This window comes from Pseudomonas sp. G.S.17, assembly GCF_038096165.1.
Classification (GTDB): Bacteria; Pseudomonadota; Gammaproteobacteria; order Pseudomonadales; family Pseudomonadaceae; genus Aquipseudomonas.
The window spans coordinates 5,116,044-5,133,435 of sequence record NZ_CP151076.1 but is presented as its reverse complement, the minus strand read 5'-3'; the positions used below and the strand labels follow the sequence as shown (position 1 = coordinate 5,133,435).

Below are 17,392 nucleotides of genomic sequence, written 5' to 3'. Positions count from 1 at the left end.
AACGAGTGTCTCTAATCGCTTCCGACCACTTCCGCATCATTGTCGGCCTCGGCAAGAGCGGCATGTCCCTGGTTCGCTTCCTCGCGAACCGGGGCGTGTCGTTTGCCGTGGCTGACACGCGGGAGAATCCGCCGGAACTGGCGACCTTGCGTCGGGACTATCCTCAGGTCGAAGTGCGCTGTGGCGAGCTGGACGTTGAATTTCTGTGCCGCGCCGACGAGCTTTACGTGAGCCCCGGTCTGGCCCTGGCGACTCCGGCGTTGCAGCAAGCCGCTGCCCGTGGCGTGAAGCTGTCTGGCGATATCGAGCTGTTCGCGCGTCACGCGAAAGCACCGATCATCGCGATTACCGGTTCCAACGCGAAAAGCACCGTCACCACCCTGGTCGGCGAGATGGCTGTGGCAGCAGGCAAACGCGTCGCCGTCGGCGGCAATCTCGGTACGCCAGCGCTGGATCTGCTCAGTGACGATATCGAGTTGTATGTCCTCGAACTGTCGAGTTTCCAGCTGGAAACCACTGATCAGCTCGGCGCAGAAGTGGCGACCGTGTTGAACATCAGCGAAGACCACATGGACCGCTACAGCGGCCTGCCGGCTTATCACCTCGCCAAGCACCGGGTATTCCGTGGCGCTCGGCAAGTGGTGGTCAATCGTCAGGACGTGTTGACCCGTCCGTTGATTGGCGAAGGCTTGCCATGCTGGACCTTCGGCCTGAACACCCCTGATTTCCATGGTTTCGGTCTGCGCGAAGAGAATGGCGAGAAATACCTCGCGTTTCAGTTCGAGAGCCTGATGCCGGTACGCGAGCTGAAAATTCGTGGCGCTCACAACCAGTCCAACGCTTTGGCGGCCTTGGCGTTGGGCCATGCGGTCGGCTTGCCGATGGACGCGATGCTCGCCAGCCTGCGCAGCTTCGGCGGCCTGGAGCATCGCTGCCAATGGGTTCGCGAGCGTGAAGGCGTCAACTATTACGATGATTCCAAGGCGACCAACGTCGGCGCCGCGCTGGCTGCAATCGAAGGCCTGGGTGCGGATATCAGCGGCAAGCTGGTGCTGATCGCCGGTGGCGATGGCAAAGGTGCTGATTTCAGCGGCCTTGCTGCGCCGATAGCAGCCCATTGCCGCGCTGTTGTTTTGCTGGGCCGTGATGCCGAACTGATCGCCCACGTGCTGGGCGATTCGGTGCCGCTGATTCGTGCCCCGTCGCTGGATGAAGCCGTGCAGCGCTGCGCAGAAACCGCACAGCCCGGCGATGCCGTGTTGCTGTCGCCGGCCTGCGCCAGCTTTGACATGTTCAAAAATTACGAAGAGCGCGGTCAGCTGTTCGCGCAAGCCGTGAGGGACTTGTCATGATCTTTGGCGTAATCAAGCCGTATCCGTCGCCACTGATCAGTGGCCGTGGCATCGATGTCGACTTCCCGATGCTGGCCGGTTGTCTGGCACTGCTGGGCCTCGGTCTGGTGATGATCACTTCCGCGTCGTCCGAAGTCGCTGCGGTGCAGTCCGGCAATACCCTGTACATGATGACCCGCCACTTGATCTACATGATCATCGGCATCGGTGCCTGCGGCGTGACCATGATGATTCCGGTCGCCACCTGGCAACGTCTGGGCTGGTTGATGCTGCTTGGCGCATTTGGCTTGCTGGTGATGGTGCTGATCCCCGGGGTCGGACGCGAGGTGAACGGTTCGATGCGCTGGATCGGTTTCGGTGCGTTCAACGTGCAGCCATCGGAAATCGCCAAGCTGTTCGTGGTGATCTTCCTCGCGGGCTATCTGATTCGTCGTCAGACCGAAGTGCGCGAAAGCTGGATGGGCTTCTTCAAGCCCTTCATCGTATTGCTGCCAATGGCCGGCCTGTTACTGATGGAACCCGACTTCGGCGCCACCGTGGTGATGATGGGCGCTGCGGCCGCGATGTTGTTCCTCGGCGGCGTCGGCCTGTTCCGTTTCAGTTTGATGGTGGCGCTGGCGGTGGGTGCGGTGTTCGTGCTGGTCCAGGCGCAGCCGTATCGCATGGCGCGTCTGATTACCTTTACTGACCCGTGGTCCGATCAGTTCGGCTCCGGCTACCAGTTGACCCAGGCGCTGATTGCCTTTGGTCGCGGTGAGTGGCTGGGTGTGGGGCTGGGCAACAGCGTGCAGAAGCAGTTCTATCTGCCGGAAGCGCATACTGACTTCGTATTTTCCGTGCTGGCAGAAGAGTTGGGCGTGGTTGGCTCGCTGCTGACCGTCGGCCTCTTCCTGTTCGTCAGCATCCGGGCGATGTACATCGGCATGTGGGCTGAGCGCGCCAAGCAGTTCTTCGGCGCCTACGTGGCTTACGGCCTGGCCTTCCTGTGGATCGGCCAGATCCTGATCAACATCGGCGTGAACGTCGGTCTGCTGCCAACCAAAGGTCTGACCTTGCCCTTCCTCAGCTATGGCGGCAGCTCGCTGGTGATCTGCTGTGCGAGCCTGGGCTTGTTGCTGCGCATCGAGTGGGAGTCGCGCAACAACATGGGCAGCGAAGAAGCCGAGTTCAACGAAAGCGACTTCGCCGAGGAGCCGCCCCATGGACGCTAACGTGCTGATCATGGCTGGCGGCACCGGCGGACACGTGTTCCCGGCGCTGGCTTGCGCCCGCGAGTTTCAGGCGCGCGGCTACAAAGTGCACTGGCTCGGCACGCCGCGCGGTATCGAGAACGAACTCGTGCCGCAGGCCGGTTTCGCCCTGCACCTGATCAACGTGACCGGCCTGCGCGGCAAAGGTCGTTTGTCCTTGCTCAAGGCGCCACTGATGCTGATCAAGGCCTTGTTGCAGGCGCGCAAGATCGTGCGTCAGCTCAAGCCGGTGTGCGTGGTGGGTTTCGGCGGTTATGTCACCGGTCCCGGCGGCCTCGCAGCTGCGCTGGCCAAGGTGCCGTTGATCGTTCACGAACAGAACGCCGTGGCCGGTACCGCCAATCGCAGTCTGGCGTCGTTTGCCAGCCGTTTGTGCGAGGCCTTTCCGAATACCTTTCCTGCGTCCAGCAAACGTCGCACCACCGGCAATCCGGTGCGCGTCGAACTGTTCCTGGAAACCCCGCGTCAGGCCTTGGCCGGACGTCGCGCGCGTCTGTTGGTGCTGGGCGGCAGCCTGGGCGCCGAGCCGCTGAACAAATTGTTGCCGGAGGCGCTGTCGCAAGTGCCTGCGGACGTGCGGCCTGAAGTGTTTCATCAGGCTGGCAAGAATCACGATGAAATTACCGCAGAGCGCTATCGCACTGCCGGTGTCGAGGCGCAAGTGGCGCCTTTCATTCAGGACATGGCTCAAGCGTATAGCTGGGCCGACCTGGTGGTCTGTCGCGCAGGCGCGCTGACCATCAGTGAACTGGCGGCGGCCGGACTGCCGTCGCTGCTGGTGCCGTTGCCCCATGCGATCGACGACCACCAGTCCCGTAACGCCGACTATTTGGCCCTCGAAGGCGCTGCCTTCGTGATGCCACAAGCGACAACTGGTGTAGCCGAGATGGCGGCGCGCCTGAAAGAGGTTCTGATGCAACCCGAACAACTGAACAACATGGCGCGTACCGCTCGCCGACTGGCCAAGCCTGACGCAACCAATACCGTGGTCGATATCTGTCTGGAGGTGGCTCATGGTTGAAAATCAACGCGCGATGCCACAACCGGAAATGCGCCGCATCCGTCGCATCCACTTCGTCGGTATCGGCGGCGTGGGCATGTGCGGGATCGCCGAGGTGTTGCTGAACCTGGGTTATGACGTCTCCGGCTCCGACCTCAAATCGTCCCCGGTTACCGAACGCCTTGAATCGTTCGGCGCGCACATCTTTATTGGCCACCGTGCCGAAAACTCCGTGGGCGCTGACGTGCTGGTGGTCTCCAGTGCCGTCAACACTTCCAACCCGGAAGTGGCGACCGCGCTTGAGCGCCGCATTCCTGTGGTGCCGCGCGCCGAGATGCTCGCCGAGCTGATGCGCTATCGCCATGGCATCGCAGTCGCCGGTACCCACGGCAAGACCACCACCACCAGCCTGATCGCTTCGGTGTTCGCGGCCGGTGGCCTGGATCCGACGTTCGTGATCGGCGGCCGGCTGAACGCTGCTGGCACCAACGCGCAACTGGGCACCAGCCGTTACCTGATCGCCGAAGCCGACGAAAGCGATGCGAGCTTCCTGCATCTGCAGCCTCTGGTTGCGGTGGTTACCAACATCGACGCCGATCACATGGCGACCTACGAAGGCGACTTCAACAAACTGAAGAAGACCTTCGTCGAGTTCCTGCACAACCTGCCGTTCTACGGTCTGGCGGTGGTGTGCATCGATGATCCGGTGGTGCGCGAAATCCTGCCGCTGGTCAAGCGTCCGACCCTGACTTACGGCTTCAGCGAAACCGCCGACGTGCGCGCCATCAATGTGCGCCAGGACGGCATGCTGACGTTCTTCACTGTGCTGCGTCGCGATCATGAGCCGCTGGATGTTTCGGTCAACATGCCGGGCAATCACAACGTGCTCAACTCGCTGGCAACCATTGCCATCGCCACCGACGAAGGCGTCAGCGACGAGGCCATCGTTCAGGGTTTGTCAGGATTCCAGGGCGTTGGTCGGCGCTTCCAGGTGTACGGCGAACTGCCGGTCGAGGGCGGCAACGTCATGCTGGTCGATGACTACGGCCACCATCCACGCGAAGTCGCCGCAGTGATCAATGCTGTGCGCGGCGGCTGGCCGGATCGTCGTCTGGTCATGGTTTACCAGCCGCATCGCTTCAGCCGTACCCGCGACCTGTACGACGATTTCGTCCAGGTACTGACTGAGGCCAACGTGCTGTTGCTGATGGAAGTCTATCCGGCCGGCGAAGAGCCGATTCCGGGTGCGGACAGCCGCAACCTGTGTCACAGCATCCGTCAGCGCGGCCAGCTGGACCCGATCTACATTGAGCGTGGCGTTGAACTGGCGCCACTGGTCAAGCCGCTGCTGCGTCCGGGCGACATCCTGCTCTGCCAGGGCGCCGGTGACATTGGCGGCCTTGCTCCGCAATTGCTGCGCAGCCCGCTGTTTGTCGGTGCTGTCGTTGCGTCCACTGAAGGGAAGCTGAAATGACTGCCCTGACGCAATCGACACTCTTCAGCACGCTGGAGCCGCAAGCTTTCGGCCGTGTCGCCGTGCTGTTCGGTGGCAAGAGCGCTGAGCGTGAGGTTTCGCTGAAGTCCGGTCAGGCGGTGCTGCATGCCCTGCAAAGCGCAGGCGTCGATGCGTTCGGTATCGATGTCGGCGACGATTTCCTGCAGCGCCTGGTCAGCGAGAAGATTGATCGCGCCTTCATTGTCCTGCACGGCCGTGGCGGTGAAGACGGCACCATGCAAGGTCTGCTGGAGTGCCTGGAGATCCCTTATACCGGCAGCGGTGTACTGGCTTCGGCACTGGCGATGGACAAGCTGCGCACCAAGCAGGTCTGGCAGAGCCTGGGCCTGCCGACGCCGCTGCACGCAGTACTGGGCAGCGAAGCGGATTGTATTTCGGCCGCGACGGAACTGGGCCTGCCTTTGATCGTCAAACCGGCTCATGAAGGTTCCAGTATCGGTATGGCCAAGGTGACCAGCGTCGACGAATTGATCGCCGCATGGAAATCCGCCAGCACCTACGATTCGCAAGTTTTGGTCGAGCAATGGATTCAAGGTCCGGAGTTCACCATCGCTACGCTGCGTGGCCAGGTTTTACCGCCGATTGGTCTGGGCACTCCGCACACTTTCTATGACTACGATGCCAAGTACATCGCGGACGATACGCAGTATCGGATCCCGTGCGGTCTCGAAGAAAGCAAGGAACAGGAACTCAAGCAGCTGACAGCGCGTGCTTGCGAAGCCGTGGGCATTGCCGGCTGGGCGCGCACCGATGTCATGCAGGACGTGAATGGCAAGTTCTGGCTGCTGGAAGTCAATACCGTGCCGGGCATGACCGATCACAGTCTGGTGCCGATGGCTGCACGCGCGGCAGGTCTGGATTTCCAGCAACTGGTGTTGGCGATTCTCGCTGACAGCGTCCAGGCGCGAGGTTAAGCCATGAACGCGACGGCACGTCATCAACCTCCAGCTCCCGGCCGCAAGCCGGTGCCGCGTGGTGCCAGTCGCATGGTGGCCAAGGAACCGCTGTCGGTGCGTCTGCCGAAAGCGAATTTCGGTTTTCTCAAGGTGCTGTTCTGGCCGGTGATGCTGGTGGTTCTGGGCTTTGGTACGTATGAGGCAGCGCAACGCTTGCTGCCTTATGCCGACCGGCCGATTACCAAGATCAACGTCCAGGGCGACCTGAGCTACATCAGTCAGCAGGCGGTGCAGCAGCGAATCGCGCCTTACGTGGCGGCCAGCTTCTTCACCATCGATCTGGCCGGCATGCGTTCGGAACTGGAACAGATGCCCTGGATCGCCCACGCGGAAGTGCGTCGCGTCTGGCCGGATCAGGTGGTGATCCGCCTTGAAGAACAGCTGCCGGTGGCGCGCTGGGGTGATGAAGCCTTGCTCAATAACCAGGGCCAGGCCTTTACCCCGCGCGAGCTGGCTAATTACGAACACCTTCCGCAGTTGTTTGGCCCGCAGCGGGCTCAACAGCAGGTGATGCAGCAGTACCAGGTTTTGAGTCAGATGTTGCGCCCGATGGGTTTCTCCATCGTCAGGCTGGAATTACGTGAACGTGGCAGCTGGTTTTTGACCACGGGCGCGGGCAGTGCCGGTCCGGGTATCGAGTTGTTGCTGGGACGCGACCACCTGGTGGAAAAAATGCGCCGCTTTATCGCCATTTACGAAAAAACGCTCAAAGAGCAGATCACGAACATTGCGCGCATCGACCTGCGCTACTCCAACGGCCTCGCCGTCGGATGGCGCGAGCCGGTGGCGACTACGACGGACAAACCCGCCGTCGCGAAGAATTGATAAGAGGCAGGACCATGGCAAACGTGCAAAGCGGCAAAATGATCGTCGGCTTGGATATCGGTACCTCCAAGGTGGTGGCACTGGTAGGCGAAGTCGCGGCCGATGGCACGCTGGAAATCGTCGGTATCGGCACCCATCCATCCCGCGGCCTGAAGAAAGGCGTGGTGGTGAATATCGAATCCACCGTGCAGTCGATCCAGCGCGCAGTGGAAGAGGCCCAGCTGATGGCCGGCTGCCGTATTCACTCGGCATTCGTCGGCGTGGCCGGCAGTCACATCCGCAGCCTGAACTCCCACGGCATCGTGGCGATTCGCGACCGTGAAGTCAGCTCCGCGGATCTGGAGCGGGTGCTCGACGCTGCCCAGGCCGTGGCGATTCCTGCCGACCAGCGCGTGCTGCACACCTTGCCCCAGGATTACGTGATCGATAACCAGGAAGGCGTTCGTGAGCCACTGGGCATGTCGGGTGTACGTCTGGAAGCCAAGGTTCACGTGGTGACCTGCGCGGTGAACGCTGCACAGAACATCGAAAAATGCGTGCGTCGCTGCGGTCTGGAAATCGACGACATCATTCTGGAGCAACTGGCTTCGGCGTACTCGGTACTTACCGATGACGAGAAAGAGCTGGGCGTATGCCTGGTCGACATCGGCGGCGGTACTTCCGATGTCGCGATCTTTACCGAAGGCGCGATTCGTCACACCGCCGTGATCCCGATTGCCGGTGATCAGGTGACCAACGACATCGCCATGGCGCTGCGTACACCGACGCAATACGCCGAAGAAATCAAGATTCGCTATGCCTGCGCCCTGGCCAAACTGGCCGGCGCCGGCGAGACCATCAAAGTGCCAAGCGTGGGCGATCGTCCACCGCGCGAACTGTCGCGTCAGGCTCTGGCTGAAGTGGTCGAACCACGCTACGACGAGCTGTTCACCCTGATTCAGGCTGAGCTGCGTCGCAGTGGCTACGAAGATCTGATCCCGGCTGGCATCGTGCTGACCGGTGGTACCTCGAAGATGGAAGGTGCGGTCGAACTGGCCGAGGAAATCTTCCACATGCCGGTGCGCCTCGGCGTTCCGCATAGCGTCAAAGGGCTCGCCGATGTTGTGCGAAACCCCATTTATTCCACTGGTGTCGGGTTGTTGCTGTACGGGCTGCAAAAGCAGTCTGACGGTATTTCGCTTTCCGGCATCAGTAGTAGCAGTAATGGCTACGGAGATGAACCTAAGGCTCCAGTGCTTGAACGTATCAAGCGCTGGGTGCAGGGCAATTTCTAGGTTTCAAAAGTAGTAATGGCAGGCAGTGGGCACCAGGCACAAAACTAGAGAATGAAAGGAGAGGGAAAATGTTCGAACTCGTAGACAACGTCCCACAAAGCCCGGTAATCAAAGTTATCGGCGTCGGTGGTGGTGGCGGCAACGCTGTCAATCACATGGTCAAGAGCAACATCGAAGGCGTGGAATTCATTTGCGCCAACACCGATGCTCAGGCACTGAAAAACATCGGTGCGCGTACCATCCTGCAACTGGGGACGGGCGTGACCAAGGGGCTCGGCGCTGGCGCCAACCCTGAAGTCGGCCGTCAGGCTGCACTCGAAGATCGTGAGCGCATTGCAGAAGTTCTGCAGGGCACCAACATGGTCTTCATCACCACGGGCATGGGCGGCGGTACCGGTACCGGTGCAGCGCCGATCATCGCTGAAGTGGCCAAGGAAATGGGCATCCTGACCGTTGCGGTCGTGACGCGTCCATTCCCGTTCGAAGGCCGAAAGCGCATGCAGATTGCCGATGAAGGCATCCGCATGTTGTCCGAAAGCGTCGACTCGTTGATCACCATTCCCAACGAGAAGCTGCTGACCATCCTCGGTAAGGACGCCAGCCTGCTGTCGGCTTTCGCCAAGGCTGACGATGTACTGGCCGGTGCCGTTCGCGGTATCTCCGACATCATCAAGCGTCCGGGCATGATCAACGTCGACTTTGCCGACGTACGTACCGTGATGAGCGAAATGGGCATGGCGATGATGGGCACTGGCTGCGCCAGCGGTCCGAACCGTGCACGTGAAGCAACCGAGGCAGCCATTCGCAACCCGCTGCTCGAAGACGTGAACCTGCAAGGCGCACGCGGCATCCTGGTTAACATCACTGCCGGTCCTGACCTGTCTCTGGGTGAGTACTCGGACGTGGGTAGCATCATCGAAGCGTTCGCTTCCGAGCACGCCATGGTCAAGGTCGGTACTGTTATCGATCCGGACATGCGTGACGAGTTGCACGTGACTGTGGTTGCCACCGGCCTGGGCGCGAAAATCGAGAAACCGATGAAGGTGATCGACAACACCCTGCAGACCACTCAGCAAGCCTCGGCTCAGCCTTCTGCCCGTCAGGAGTTGCCGTCGGTGAACTACCGTGATCTGGACCGTCCTACCGTGATGCGCAATCAGGCTCACGCAGGCGCAACCGCAGCGGCGAAGATGAATCCGAACGATGATCTGGATTACCTGGACATCCCGGCTTTCCTGCGTCGTCAGGCTGATTGATGAAATGTATCAGGGGTATTAGGGTGATTGGTGTTCAGCAAAGGCCGGGTCTGCTATTATCGCCAGCCTTTGTTGATACCAGTTCGCAACTTGCGCTGAAGCGGCCAATGCCATGATTAAACAACGCACCCTGAAAAATATCATCCGTGCCACAGGCGTCGGCCTGCACTCGGGGGAAAAGGTTTACCTGACTCTCAAGCCTGCTCCTGTGAATACCGGTATCGTGTTTTGCCGTGCTGACCTAGATCCCGTCGTGCAGATTGCTGCGCGCGCGGAAAATGTCGGTGACACCACCCTGTCGACCACGTTGGTCAAGGGTGATGTCAAAGTCGACACGGTAGAACATTTGCTCTCGGCCATGGCTGGCCTGGGCATCGATAACGCCTACGTCGAACTCTCTGCCTCCGAAGTTCCAATCATGGACGGCAGCGCGGGACCCTTCGTATTCCTGATTCAATCGGCTGGCCTGGAAGAACAGGACGCGCCGAAGAAATTCATCCGGATCCTGCGTGAAGTGTCAGTGGAAGAGGGCGGTAAACGCGCTACTTTCGTGCCTTTTGAAGGGTTCAAGGTCAGTTTCGAGATCGATTTTGATCACCCCGTCTTTCGCGACCGCACCCAAAGTGCAAGCGTGGACTTTTCCAGCACTTCTTTCGTGAAAGAAGTCAGCCGTGCCCGGACCTTCGGGTTCATGAGTGATATCGAGTACCTGCGCAAGCACAACCTCGCACTCGGCGGCAGTGTGGAAAATGCCATCGTGGTCGACAAGGATGGCGTACTGAACGAAGACGGCCTGCGGTACGAGGACGAATTCGTCAAACACAAGATTCTTGATGCAATCGGCGATCTCTACCTGCTGGGCAATAGCCTGATTGGTGAGTTCCGCGGCTTCAAATCGGGGCATGCTCTGAACAATCGTCTTTTACGCACGTTGATCGAGCAAAAAGATGCCTGGGAAGTCGTGACTTTCGAAGATGCCAGCACTGCACCTATTTCTTACATGCGCCCCGTAGCGGCCGTGTAAGGTCAGCTTTACTCTCTTTCCTTTTATTTTTTAAAGGCTGCCTTCGGTTGGCCTTTTTTTATGACATGAAGCGCGCCCAAAGACCATCGGTAGGAGGGGACTTGTCCCCGAATGCGATTGGATGGTCAGCGAGATTATCCAGGCGTTACAGTTGTCTGAGGCTCTGCCTTCGGAGACAAGTCCCCTCCTACGAATTTCTTGTTCAAGGCGCGAAGCACCGTGTGGGCGTTACTCTTTCGGCTTGGCATGCGCCGCCAACCGCTCCAGCGCTGCGCGCAGTTTTGGATCGGCGATGCCGTCGGCGGTGGCCTGGATGCTTTCGGCGGCGACGGTGGACAAATCCATGGTATGCCCCGCAGCACCCTGAGGGACGGTCGGTGGCTGGACCTTGAACAAGATGCGCGTGAGACTGGCGAACTCTTCGAATGCGACCAGTTGTCGCTGCAGGCGTTTCTGTTGATAGCGCAGACGAGTGGCCCAATGACCGTCGGTGACGATCAATAACAGGCTGCCTTCACGCCACGACGCAACATGGCAATGCTCGCGCGCGGCCGGTTGCAGCTGGCTTTCCAGCAGCCGTTGCAGGTGACCAAGACGCTGAGCGTGATGAAAAATGGCTTTGAGCGGTTTCGCTTCGCGCAGCAAGACAGCCGGTGCCCGAGCCGTGAGGGGACGAAATGCCATGGTGATGCAACCTTGGGTGACAAGGTCGCCATGTTAGCAGAAATGCTTCTTCCCACCGTGTTCAGGGCGCATTCGCAGCTTTTATATGCAAAATCAATAAGTAACTTCTTCTTAACTTCTTCCATCGACGGGTTGAAGTCCGGGGAAAAGACCCTATCTAGAAACAGCCCCGTCACAGCGCTGTGCCAGCATCGTGGAATAACGCCACTTTCCTCACCACCGTTTCCGGGTAGAATGCTCGTTCGCATGCGGCCATAAGGGCTGCACGGGCGACTCACGGGGCCGCCCTCCATCCCTATGTGTGGAAGATCCTGTCGATATGTTTGCGCCTTTGTTAAAAAAACTTTTTGGAAGCAAGAACGAGCGTGAAGTAAAACGCATGCTCAAGACGGTGCAACTCGTCAATGCCTTCGAAGAGCAAATGGTGGCCCTTTCGGACGAGCAATTGCGTGCCAAGACCGAACAGTTCAAGGCCCGCTTAGCCAAAGGTGAGACCCTCGATAATCTCCTTCCTGAAGCTTTCGCAGTGGCTCGTGAAGCCGGCAAGCGCGTCATGGGCATGCGTCACTTCGATGTGCAGCTCATCGGTGGCATGACCCTGCACGAAGGCATGATTGCCGAAATGCGTACCGGTGAAGGCAAGACCCTGGTGGGTACGCTGGCGGTATACCTCAATGCGCTGTCCGGCAAGGGCGTGCACGTTGTAACCGTGAACGACTATCTGGCACGTCGAGATGCCAACTGGATGCGTCCGCTGTACGAATTCCTCGGTCTGAGCGTAGGCATCGTCACGCCTTTCCAGCCGCCTGAAGAGAAACGCGCCGCTTACGCCGCCGACATCACTTATGGCACCAACAACGAATTCGGTTTCGATTACCTGCGCGACAACATGGCTTTCAGCATGGAAGACAAGTTCCAGCGCGAGCTGAACTTCTCGGTCATCGACGAAGTGGACTCGATCCTCATCGACGAAGCCCGTACGCCGCTGATCATCTCCGGCCAGGCCGAAGACAGCTCCAAGCTGTACACCGAAATCAACCGCCTGATCCCGCAGCTCGAACAACACATCGAGGAAGTGGAAGGCGAAGTCACCAAAGCCGGGCACTTCACTGTTGACGAGAAAACCCGTCAGGTCGAGCTTAACGAAGCCGGTCACCAGTTCATCGAAGAAATGCTTACCGAAGTCGGCTTGCTGGCCGTCGGTGAAAGCCTGTACTCGTCGCACAACCTGGGTCTGCTGACTCACGTTTACGCCGGTCTTCGTGCACACAAACTGTTCCATCGCAACGTGGAATACATCGTCCAGGACGGTCAGATCCTGCTGGTCGACGAACACACCGGTCGTACCATGCCGGGTCGTCGTTTGTCCGAAGGCCTGCACCAGGCCATCGAAGCCAAGGAAAACCTGAACATTCAGGCCGAAAGCCAGACCCTGGCGTCGACCACGTTCCAGAACTACTTCCGTCTGTACAACAAACTGTCCGGCATGACCGGTACAGCCGACACCGAAGCGTTCGAATTCCACCAGATCTACACCTTGTCCGTTGTGGTCATCCCGCCGAACAAGCCGCTGGCACGTAAAGACTTCAACGACCTGGTCTACCTGACTGCGGAAGAGAAGTACGCCGCTATCGTTACCGACATCAAGGCCTGCATGGCCGAAAATCGTCCGGTACTGGTGGGTACCGCGACCATCGAAACTTCCGAGCACATGTCGAGCCTGCTCAACAAGGAAGGCATCGAGCACAAGGTTCTGAACGCCAAGTTCCACGAAAAAGAAGCCGAGATCATTGCGCAAGCCGGTCGTCCGGGCGCGCTGACCATCGCCACCAACATGGCCGGTCGCGGTACCGACATCCTGTTGGGCGGTAACTGGGAAGTGGAAGTCGCTGCCCTGGAAAATCCAAGCCCGGAGCAGATCGCGCAGATCAAGGCCGATTGGCAGAAACGCCATCAGCAAGTGATCGAAGCGGGCGGTCTGCACGTGATTGCCTCCGAGCGTCACGAATCGCGTCGTATCGACAACCAGTTGCGTGGCCGTGCCGGTCGCCAGGGTGACACCGGTTCCAGCCGTTTCTACCTGTCTCTGGAAGACAGCCTGATGCGCATCTTCGCCTCTGATCGGGTGAAGAACTTCATGAAAGCTTTGGGCATGCAGTCCGGCGAAGCGATCGAGCACCGCATGGTGACCAACGCTATCGAAAAGGCGCAGCGCAAGGTTGAAGGTCGCAACTTCGATATTCGTAAGCAACTGCTTGAATTCGACGACGTTTCCAACGAGCAGCGTAAAGTGATCTACCACATGCGTAACAGCCTGCTGGCTGCGACGAACATTGGTGACACCATCGCCGACTTCCGTCAGGACGTCCTCAGCAGTCTGGTCAGCCAGCACATTCCGCCGCAATCCCTGCCGGAACAGTGGGATGTCGCGGCTCTGGAAGCTGCACTGGACACCGATTTCGGCGTGAAGCTGCCGATTCAGCAATGGCTCGACGAAGACGATCACCTGCACGAAGAAACCCTGCGCGAGAAGCTGCTCGAAGAGTTGCTTTCTGCGTACAACGAGAAAGAAGAGCAGGCCAGTGCCGAAGCGCTGCGCTCCTTCGAGAAGCAGATTCTCCTGCGCGTTGTAGACGACTTGTGGAAAGACCACCTGTCGACCATGGATCACCTGCGTCACGGCATCCACTTGCGCGGCTACGCCCAGAAGAATCCGAAGCAGGAATACAAGCGCGAGTCGTTTACCCTGTTCCAGGAACTGCTGGACTCGATCAAGCGCGACACCATTCGTGTGCTGTCCCACGTCCAGGTTCGTCGCGAAGATCCGGAAGAAGAAGAAGCCCGCCTGCGTCGCGATGCCGAAGAACTGGCGCAACGCATGCAGTTCGAACACGCCGAGGCACCTGGGCTGGATCAGCCGGATGCACTGGCTGAAGAGGGCGCAGATGTGGCCGTCGCCACCGTGCCGGTTCGCAACGATCAGAAACAGGGTCGTAACGAGTTGTGCTGGTGTGGTTCGGGCAAGAAGTTCAAACACTGTCACGGCCAGATCAACTGATTCCAGTGATCTGAACCCGTAATGCCAACGCCGCGACCGGCTCAGCCGTCGCGGCGTTTTTCAATCGATTGCCGTACCGATGCGGGCGGCGCAGAACTCTTTCAAGGAGTGCACCTCATGGCTGTTGGTCTTGGTCCTTTGCCGACATTGCACCCGGTTCCCGGTTTTGAACTGGGTATTTCCTCGGCCGGCATCAAGCGTCCTGGGCGCAAGGATGTCGTGGTCATGCGCTGTGCTGAAGGCTCCAGCGTTGCAGGCGTTTTTACCCTCAATGCATTTTGTGCAGCCCCCGTCATTCTCGCCAAACAGCGCGCTCAGGGCACTGTCCGTTATCTGTTGACCAACACCGGCAACGCCAACGCTGGTACTGGCGAGCCAGGCCTGGTCAATGCGGCGCGCACCTGCGCCAAGCTTGCCGAGCTGACCGGCGTTGATGCCAGTGCAGTATTGCCGTTCTCCACCGGTGTCATCGGTGAGCCGTTGCCAGTGGAAAAAATCGAAGGCGCGCTGCAAGCCGCCCTCGATGACCTGTCTGTGGATAACTGGGCCGCTGCGGCGACCGGCATCATGACCACCGACACGCTGCCCAAGGGCGCGAGCCGTCAGTTCCAGATCGACGGCGTGACCATTACAGTGACCGGCATCAGCAAAGGCGCGGGCATGATTCGGCCGAACATGGCGACCATGCTGGGCTACATCGCCACTGACGCCAAGGTTGCGCAAAGCGTATTGCAGGACCTGATCCGCGACGGCGCCAACAAGTCGTTCAACCGCATCACCATCGATGGCGATACCTCGACCAACGACTGCTGCATGTTGATCGCCACCGGTCAGGCAGATTTGCCCGAAGTCACCGAAGCCAAGGGCCCGCTGTTCGATGCGCTGAAAAAAGCCGTCTTCGACGTGTGCATGGAAGTCGCCCAGGCCATCGTGCGTGACGGCGAAGGCGCGACCAAGTTCGTCACGGTCGAAGTCAACGGCGGCGGCAATCATCAGGAGTGTCTGGATGTCGGTTACGCAGTGGCGCATTCGCCGCTGATCAAGACCGCGCTGTTCGCTTCCGACCCGAACTGGGGCCGCATTCTGGCTGCAGTGGGCCGTGCCGGCGTGCCGGATCTGGATGTCAGCAAGATCGACGTGTTCCTCGGTTCGGTGTGCATCGCCAGCAAAGGCTGCCGCGCCACCACCTACACCGAAGAACAAGGTTCGGCGGTGATGGCTGAGGCGGAAATTACCATTCGCATCGAGCTGGGCCGCGGTGAGTGCAGCGAAACCATCTGGACCACCGACCTGTCCCACGAATACGTGAAAATCAACGCGGAATACCGCACCTGATCTGACAGATTGTGGGCGCAAATTGTGGGAGCGAATTCATTCGGGAATGGCCAGTACATTCCCTGGGTTTCTGTGGTCAGGAACGCCGTCTTCCCGGATAAATCCGGTCCTACAGTTCCGCGTTTGCAGTGCGACAACGGATTTTCTTACAGAAAACTGATCAGATCGCTCCCCTATGGAGAACTCCGAACATGACTTTGCACCTGATCATCGGCGACAAACGCATCTCCTCCTGGTCGCTGCGGCCGGCATTGGCGCTGTACATGACCGGCGCGCCTTACACTGAACAGGTCATTCGGCTCGATCAGCCGAATACCCGGCAACTCATCCTTGAGCATTCGCCCACCGGCAAAGTGCCAATCCTGAAAACCGAACACGGTTCTATCGTCGATTCCCTGGCGATCATCGAATACCTCGCTGAACAATTTCCTGCTGCCGGGCTGTGGCCCGCTGACACCGCCGCGCGTGCGCAGGCGCGTTCGGCCTGTGCGCAAATGCACAGCGGTTTCCCGGCGCTGCGCTCGACCATGCCGATGGATCTGCGCCGCGATGAGGCGCTGGAGGTCATTCCGGTTGATACCCAGGCCGATATCGAGCGCATGTGTGCGCTGTGGGCCGAGTGCCGTGCGGCGGCGGTCGAAAGCGGACCGTTCCTGTTCGGCAAGGCCAGCGCGGCCGACGCGTTCTTCGCGCCCGTGGTGATCCGCATGCGTACCTATCAGGTGCAATTGCCAGCGCAAGCTCAGGCCTACATCGAGACGATCTACCAGTGGCCGGTTTTCCAGCGCTGGCAGCAGGCCGCTCTGGAGGAAGTTGAACCGTGAAACGTGTACATGTGGCTGCGGCGGTCATTCGTGGCGCCGACGGCAAGATCCTCATCGCGCGCCGTGCGGACACTCAGCATCAGGGCGGTTTGTGGGAGTTTCCTGGCGGCAAGGTCGAGCCCGATGAAACGGTGGAAACTGCGCTGGCTCGCGAGCTGCAGGAAGAGCTGGGCATTGTCGTCACGCAGGCACGTCCGCTGATCAAGATCCAGCACGACTACCCGGACAAGCAGGTGTTGCTGGATGTCTGGGAGGTTTCCGCGTTCCGCGGCGAGCCGCAGGGTGTCGAAGGTCAGCCATTGGCCTGGGTGTCGAATCGCGAATTGGCCCAGTATGAATTTCCTGCGGCCAATCAACCTATCGTCGCCGCCGCGCGCCTGCCGGGTGAATACTTGATCACGCCGGGCGAGCTGGAAACACCGGAGCTGCTGCGCGGCCTGCGCAAGGCTATTGCTGGCGGCATCCAGCTGGTTCAACTGCGCGCACCCAACGGTTACGACCCGCAGTATCGCGATCTCGCCGTAGACGCCGTGGGTTTGTGTGCCGGCAAGGCGCAACTGATGCTCAAAGGGCCGCTGGAGTGGCTGGGCGACTTTCCCTCCGCCGGCTGGCACCTGACGTCGGCGCAACTGCGCAAACTGGCCAGTCGCGGTCGTCCGTTCCCCAAAGAGCGCTGGCTGGCGGCTTCCTGCCATAACGCCGAGGAATTGAGCCTGGCCGAGCAGATGGACGTCGACTTCGTCACCCTGTCGCCGGTTCAAGCAACGCAGACGCACCCGGATGCCGTGCCGCTGGGCTGGGAACAGGCCAGTCAGTTGATTGCCGGTTTCAGCAAGCCGGTTTACCTGCTGGGCGGCGTCGGTCCCGATGAGCGGCAACGTGCGTGGGAAAGCGGCGCGCAAGGGGTGGCGGGGATCAGAGCGTTCTGGCCGGAGGAATGATCTGCGGTTTACCGTAGGACCGGCTTTAGCCGGGAGCGGGGCGCAAGGGCCTGTGCATTGCCAGCGTCGGACATGCCGCACTCCCGGCTGAAGCCGG

At 59.8% G+C, this 17,392-nt stretch carries 14 protein-coding genes; 13 read left to right on the top strand and 1 reads right to left on the bottom strand.

From position 1 onward, the window contains the following. Positions 1-5: 5 nt before the first annotated feature. The 9 genes from murD (at position 6) to lpxC (ending at position 10,453) form a co-directional block, all read left to right on the top strand. The gene (gene murD / locus AABC73_RS23770) at positions 6-1,352 is read left to right on the top strand and encodes a UDP-N-acetylmuramoyl-L-alanine--D-glutamate ligase (protein ID WP_341521220.1); all 1,347 of its coding nucleotides are present in this window, start codon (positions 6-8) and stop codon (positions 1,350-1,352) included. Further along, positions 1,352-2,563 (top strand): putative lipid II flippase FtsW, encoded by a 1,212-nt coding sequence (ftsW, locus tag AABC73_RS23765; RefSeq protein ID WP_170826307.1) that lies wholly within the window; start codon positions 1,352-1,354, stop codon positions 2,561-2,563. Before murD ends, ftsW begins: the two co-directional genes overlap by 1 nt. Next, positions 2,553-3,623, top strand: a complete 1,071-nt coding sequence (gene murG, locus AABC73_RS23760) for an undecaprenyldiphospho-muramoylpentapeptide beta-N-acetylglucosaminyltransferase (RefSeq protein ID WP_331149144.1) — start codon at positions 2,553-2,555, stop codon at positions 3,621-3,623. The genes ftsW and murG overlap by 11 nt, the downstream gene beginning before the upstream one ends. Further along, a complete protein-coding gene (gene murC / locus AABC73_RS23755; RefSeq protein ID WP_341521219.1) occupies positions 3,616-5,076 on the top strand; it encodes a UDP-N-acetylmuramate--L-alanine ligase in 1,461 nt (486 codons plus the stop codon). Before murG ends, murC begins: the two co-directional genes overlap by 8 nt. Beyond that, complete coding sequence (locus AABC73_RS23750) at positions 5,073-6,032, top strand: D-alanine--D-alanine ligase (protein ID WP_341521218.1); 960 nt, start codon at positions 5,073-5,075, stop codon at positions 6,030-6,032. Before murC ends, AABC73_RS23750 begins: the two co-directional genes overlap by 4 nt. 3 nt (positions 6,033-6,035) lie before the next feature. After that, entirely contained in the window at positions 6,036-6,899 is an 864-nt protein-coding gene (locus AABC73_RS23745) for a cell division protein FtsQ/DivIB (protein ID WP_341521217.1), read from the top strand. 14 nt (positions 6,900-6,913) lie between these two features. Then, positions 6,914-8,173 carry a cell division protein FtsA gene (ftsA, locus tag AABC73_RS23740; RefSeq protein WP_065832933.1) on the top strand — a complete coding sequence of 420 codons (1,260 nt, stop codon included), beginning with the start codon at positions 6,914-6,916 and terminating at the stop codon, positions 8,171-8,173. 68 nt (positions 8,174-8,241) lie between these two features. Next, complete coding sequence (gene ftsZ, locus AABC73_RS23735; protein WP_020292971.1) at positions 8,242-9,429, top strand: cell division protein FtsZ; 1,188 nt, start codon at positions 8,242-8,244, stop codon at positions 9,427-9,429. Positions 9,430-9,541: 112 nt separating this feature from the next. Beyond that, positions 9,542-10,453: a UDP-3-O-acyl-N-acetylglucosamine deacetylase gene (lpxC, locus tag AABC73_RS23730; protein ID WP_065832934.1), complete on the top strand. Its 912-nt coding sequence runs from the start codon at positions 9,542-9,544 to the stop codon at positions 10,451-10,453. 228 nt (positions 10,454-10,681) lie between these two features. On the opposite strand, the gene AABC73_RS23725 is transcribed toward lpxC, so the two are convergent. Continuing rightward, positions 10,682-11,137 carry a DciA family protein gene (locus tag AABC73_RS23725; RefSeq protein ID WP_341521216.1) on the bottom strand — a complete coding sequence of 152 codons (456 nt, stop codon included), beginning with the start codon at positions 11,135-11,137 and terminating at the stop codon, positions 10,682-10,684. Between the two features lie 319 nt (positions 11,138-11,456). On the opposite strand from AABC73_RS23725, the gene secA reads away from it, so the two are divergent. The 4 genes from secA (at position 11,457) to AABC73_RS23705 (ending at position 17,295) form a co-directional block, all read left to right on the top strand. After that, the gene (secA, locus tag AABC73_RS23720; RefSeq protein WP_341521215.1) at positions 11,457-14,195 is read left to right on the top strand and encodes a preprotein translocase subunit SecA; all 2,739 of its coding nucleotides are present in this window, start codon (positions 11,457-11,459) and stop codon (positions 14,193-14,195) included. Between the two features lie 117 nt (positions 14,196-14,312). Beyond that, on the top strand, positions 14,313-15,530 hold the full coding sequence (argJ, locus tag AABC73_RS23715; RefSeq protein WP_341521214.1) for a bifunctional glutamate N-acetyltransferase/amino-acid acetyltransferase ArgJ: 1,218 nt from the start codon (positions 14,313-14,315) through the stop codon (positions 15,528-15,530). A 191-nt stretch (positions 15,531-15,721) separates the two neighbouring features. Beyond that, positions 15,722-16,354, top strand: a complete 633-nt coding sequence (locus AABC73_RS23710; RefSeq protein ID WP_341521213.1) for a glutathione S-transferase family protein — start codon at positions 15,722-15,724, stop codon at positions 16,352-16,354. Next, positions 16,351-17,295, top strand: a complete 945-nt coding sequence (locus AABC73_RS23705; RefSeq protein ID WP_341521212.1) for a Nudix family hydrolase — start codon at positions 16,351-16,353, stop codon at positions 17,293-17,295. The genes AABC73_RS23710 and AABC73_RS23705 overlap by 4 nt, the downstream gene beginning before the upstream one ends. The last annotated feature ends 97 nt before the right edge of the window (positions 17,296-17,392 follow it).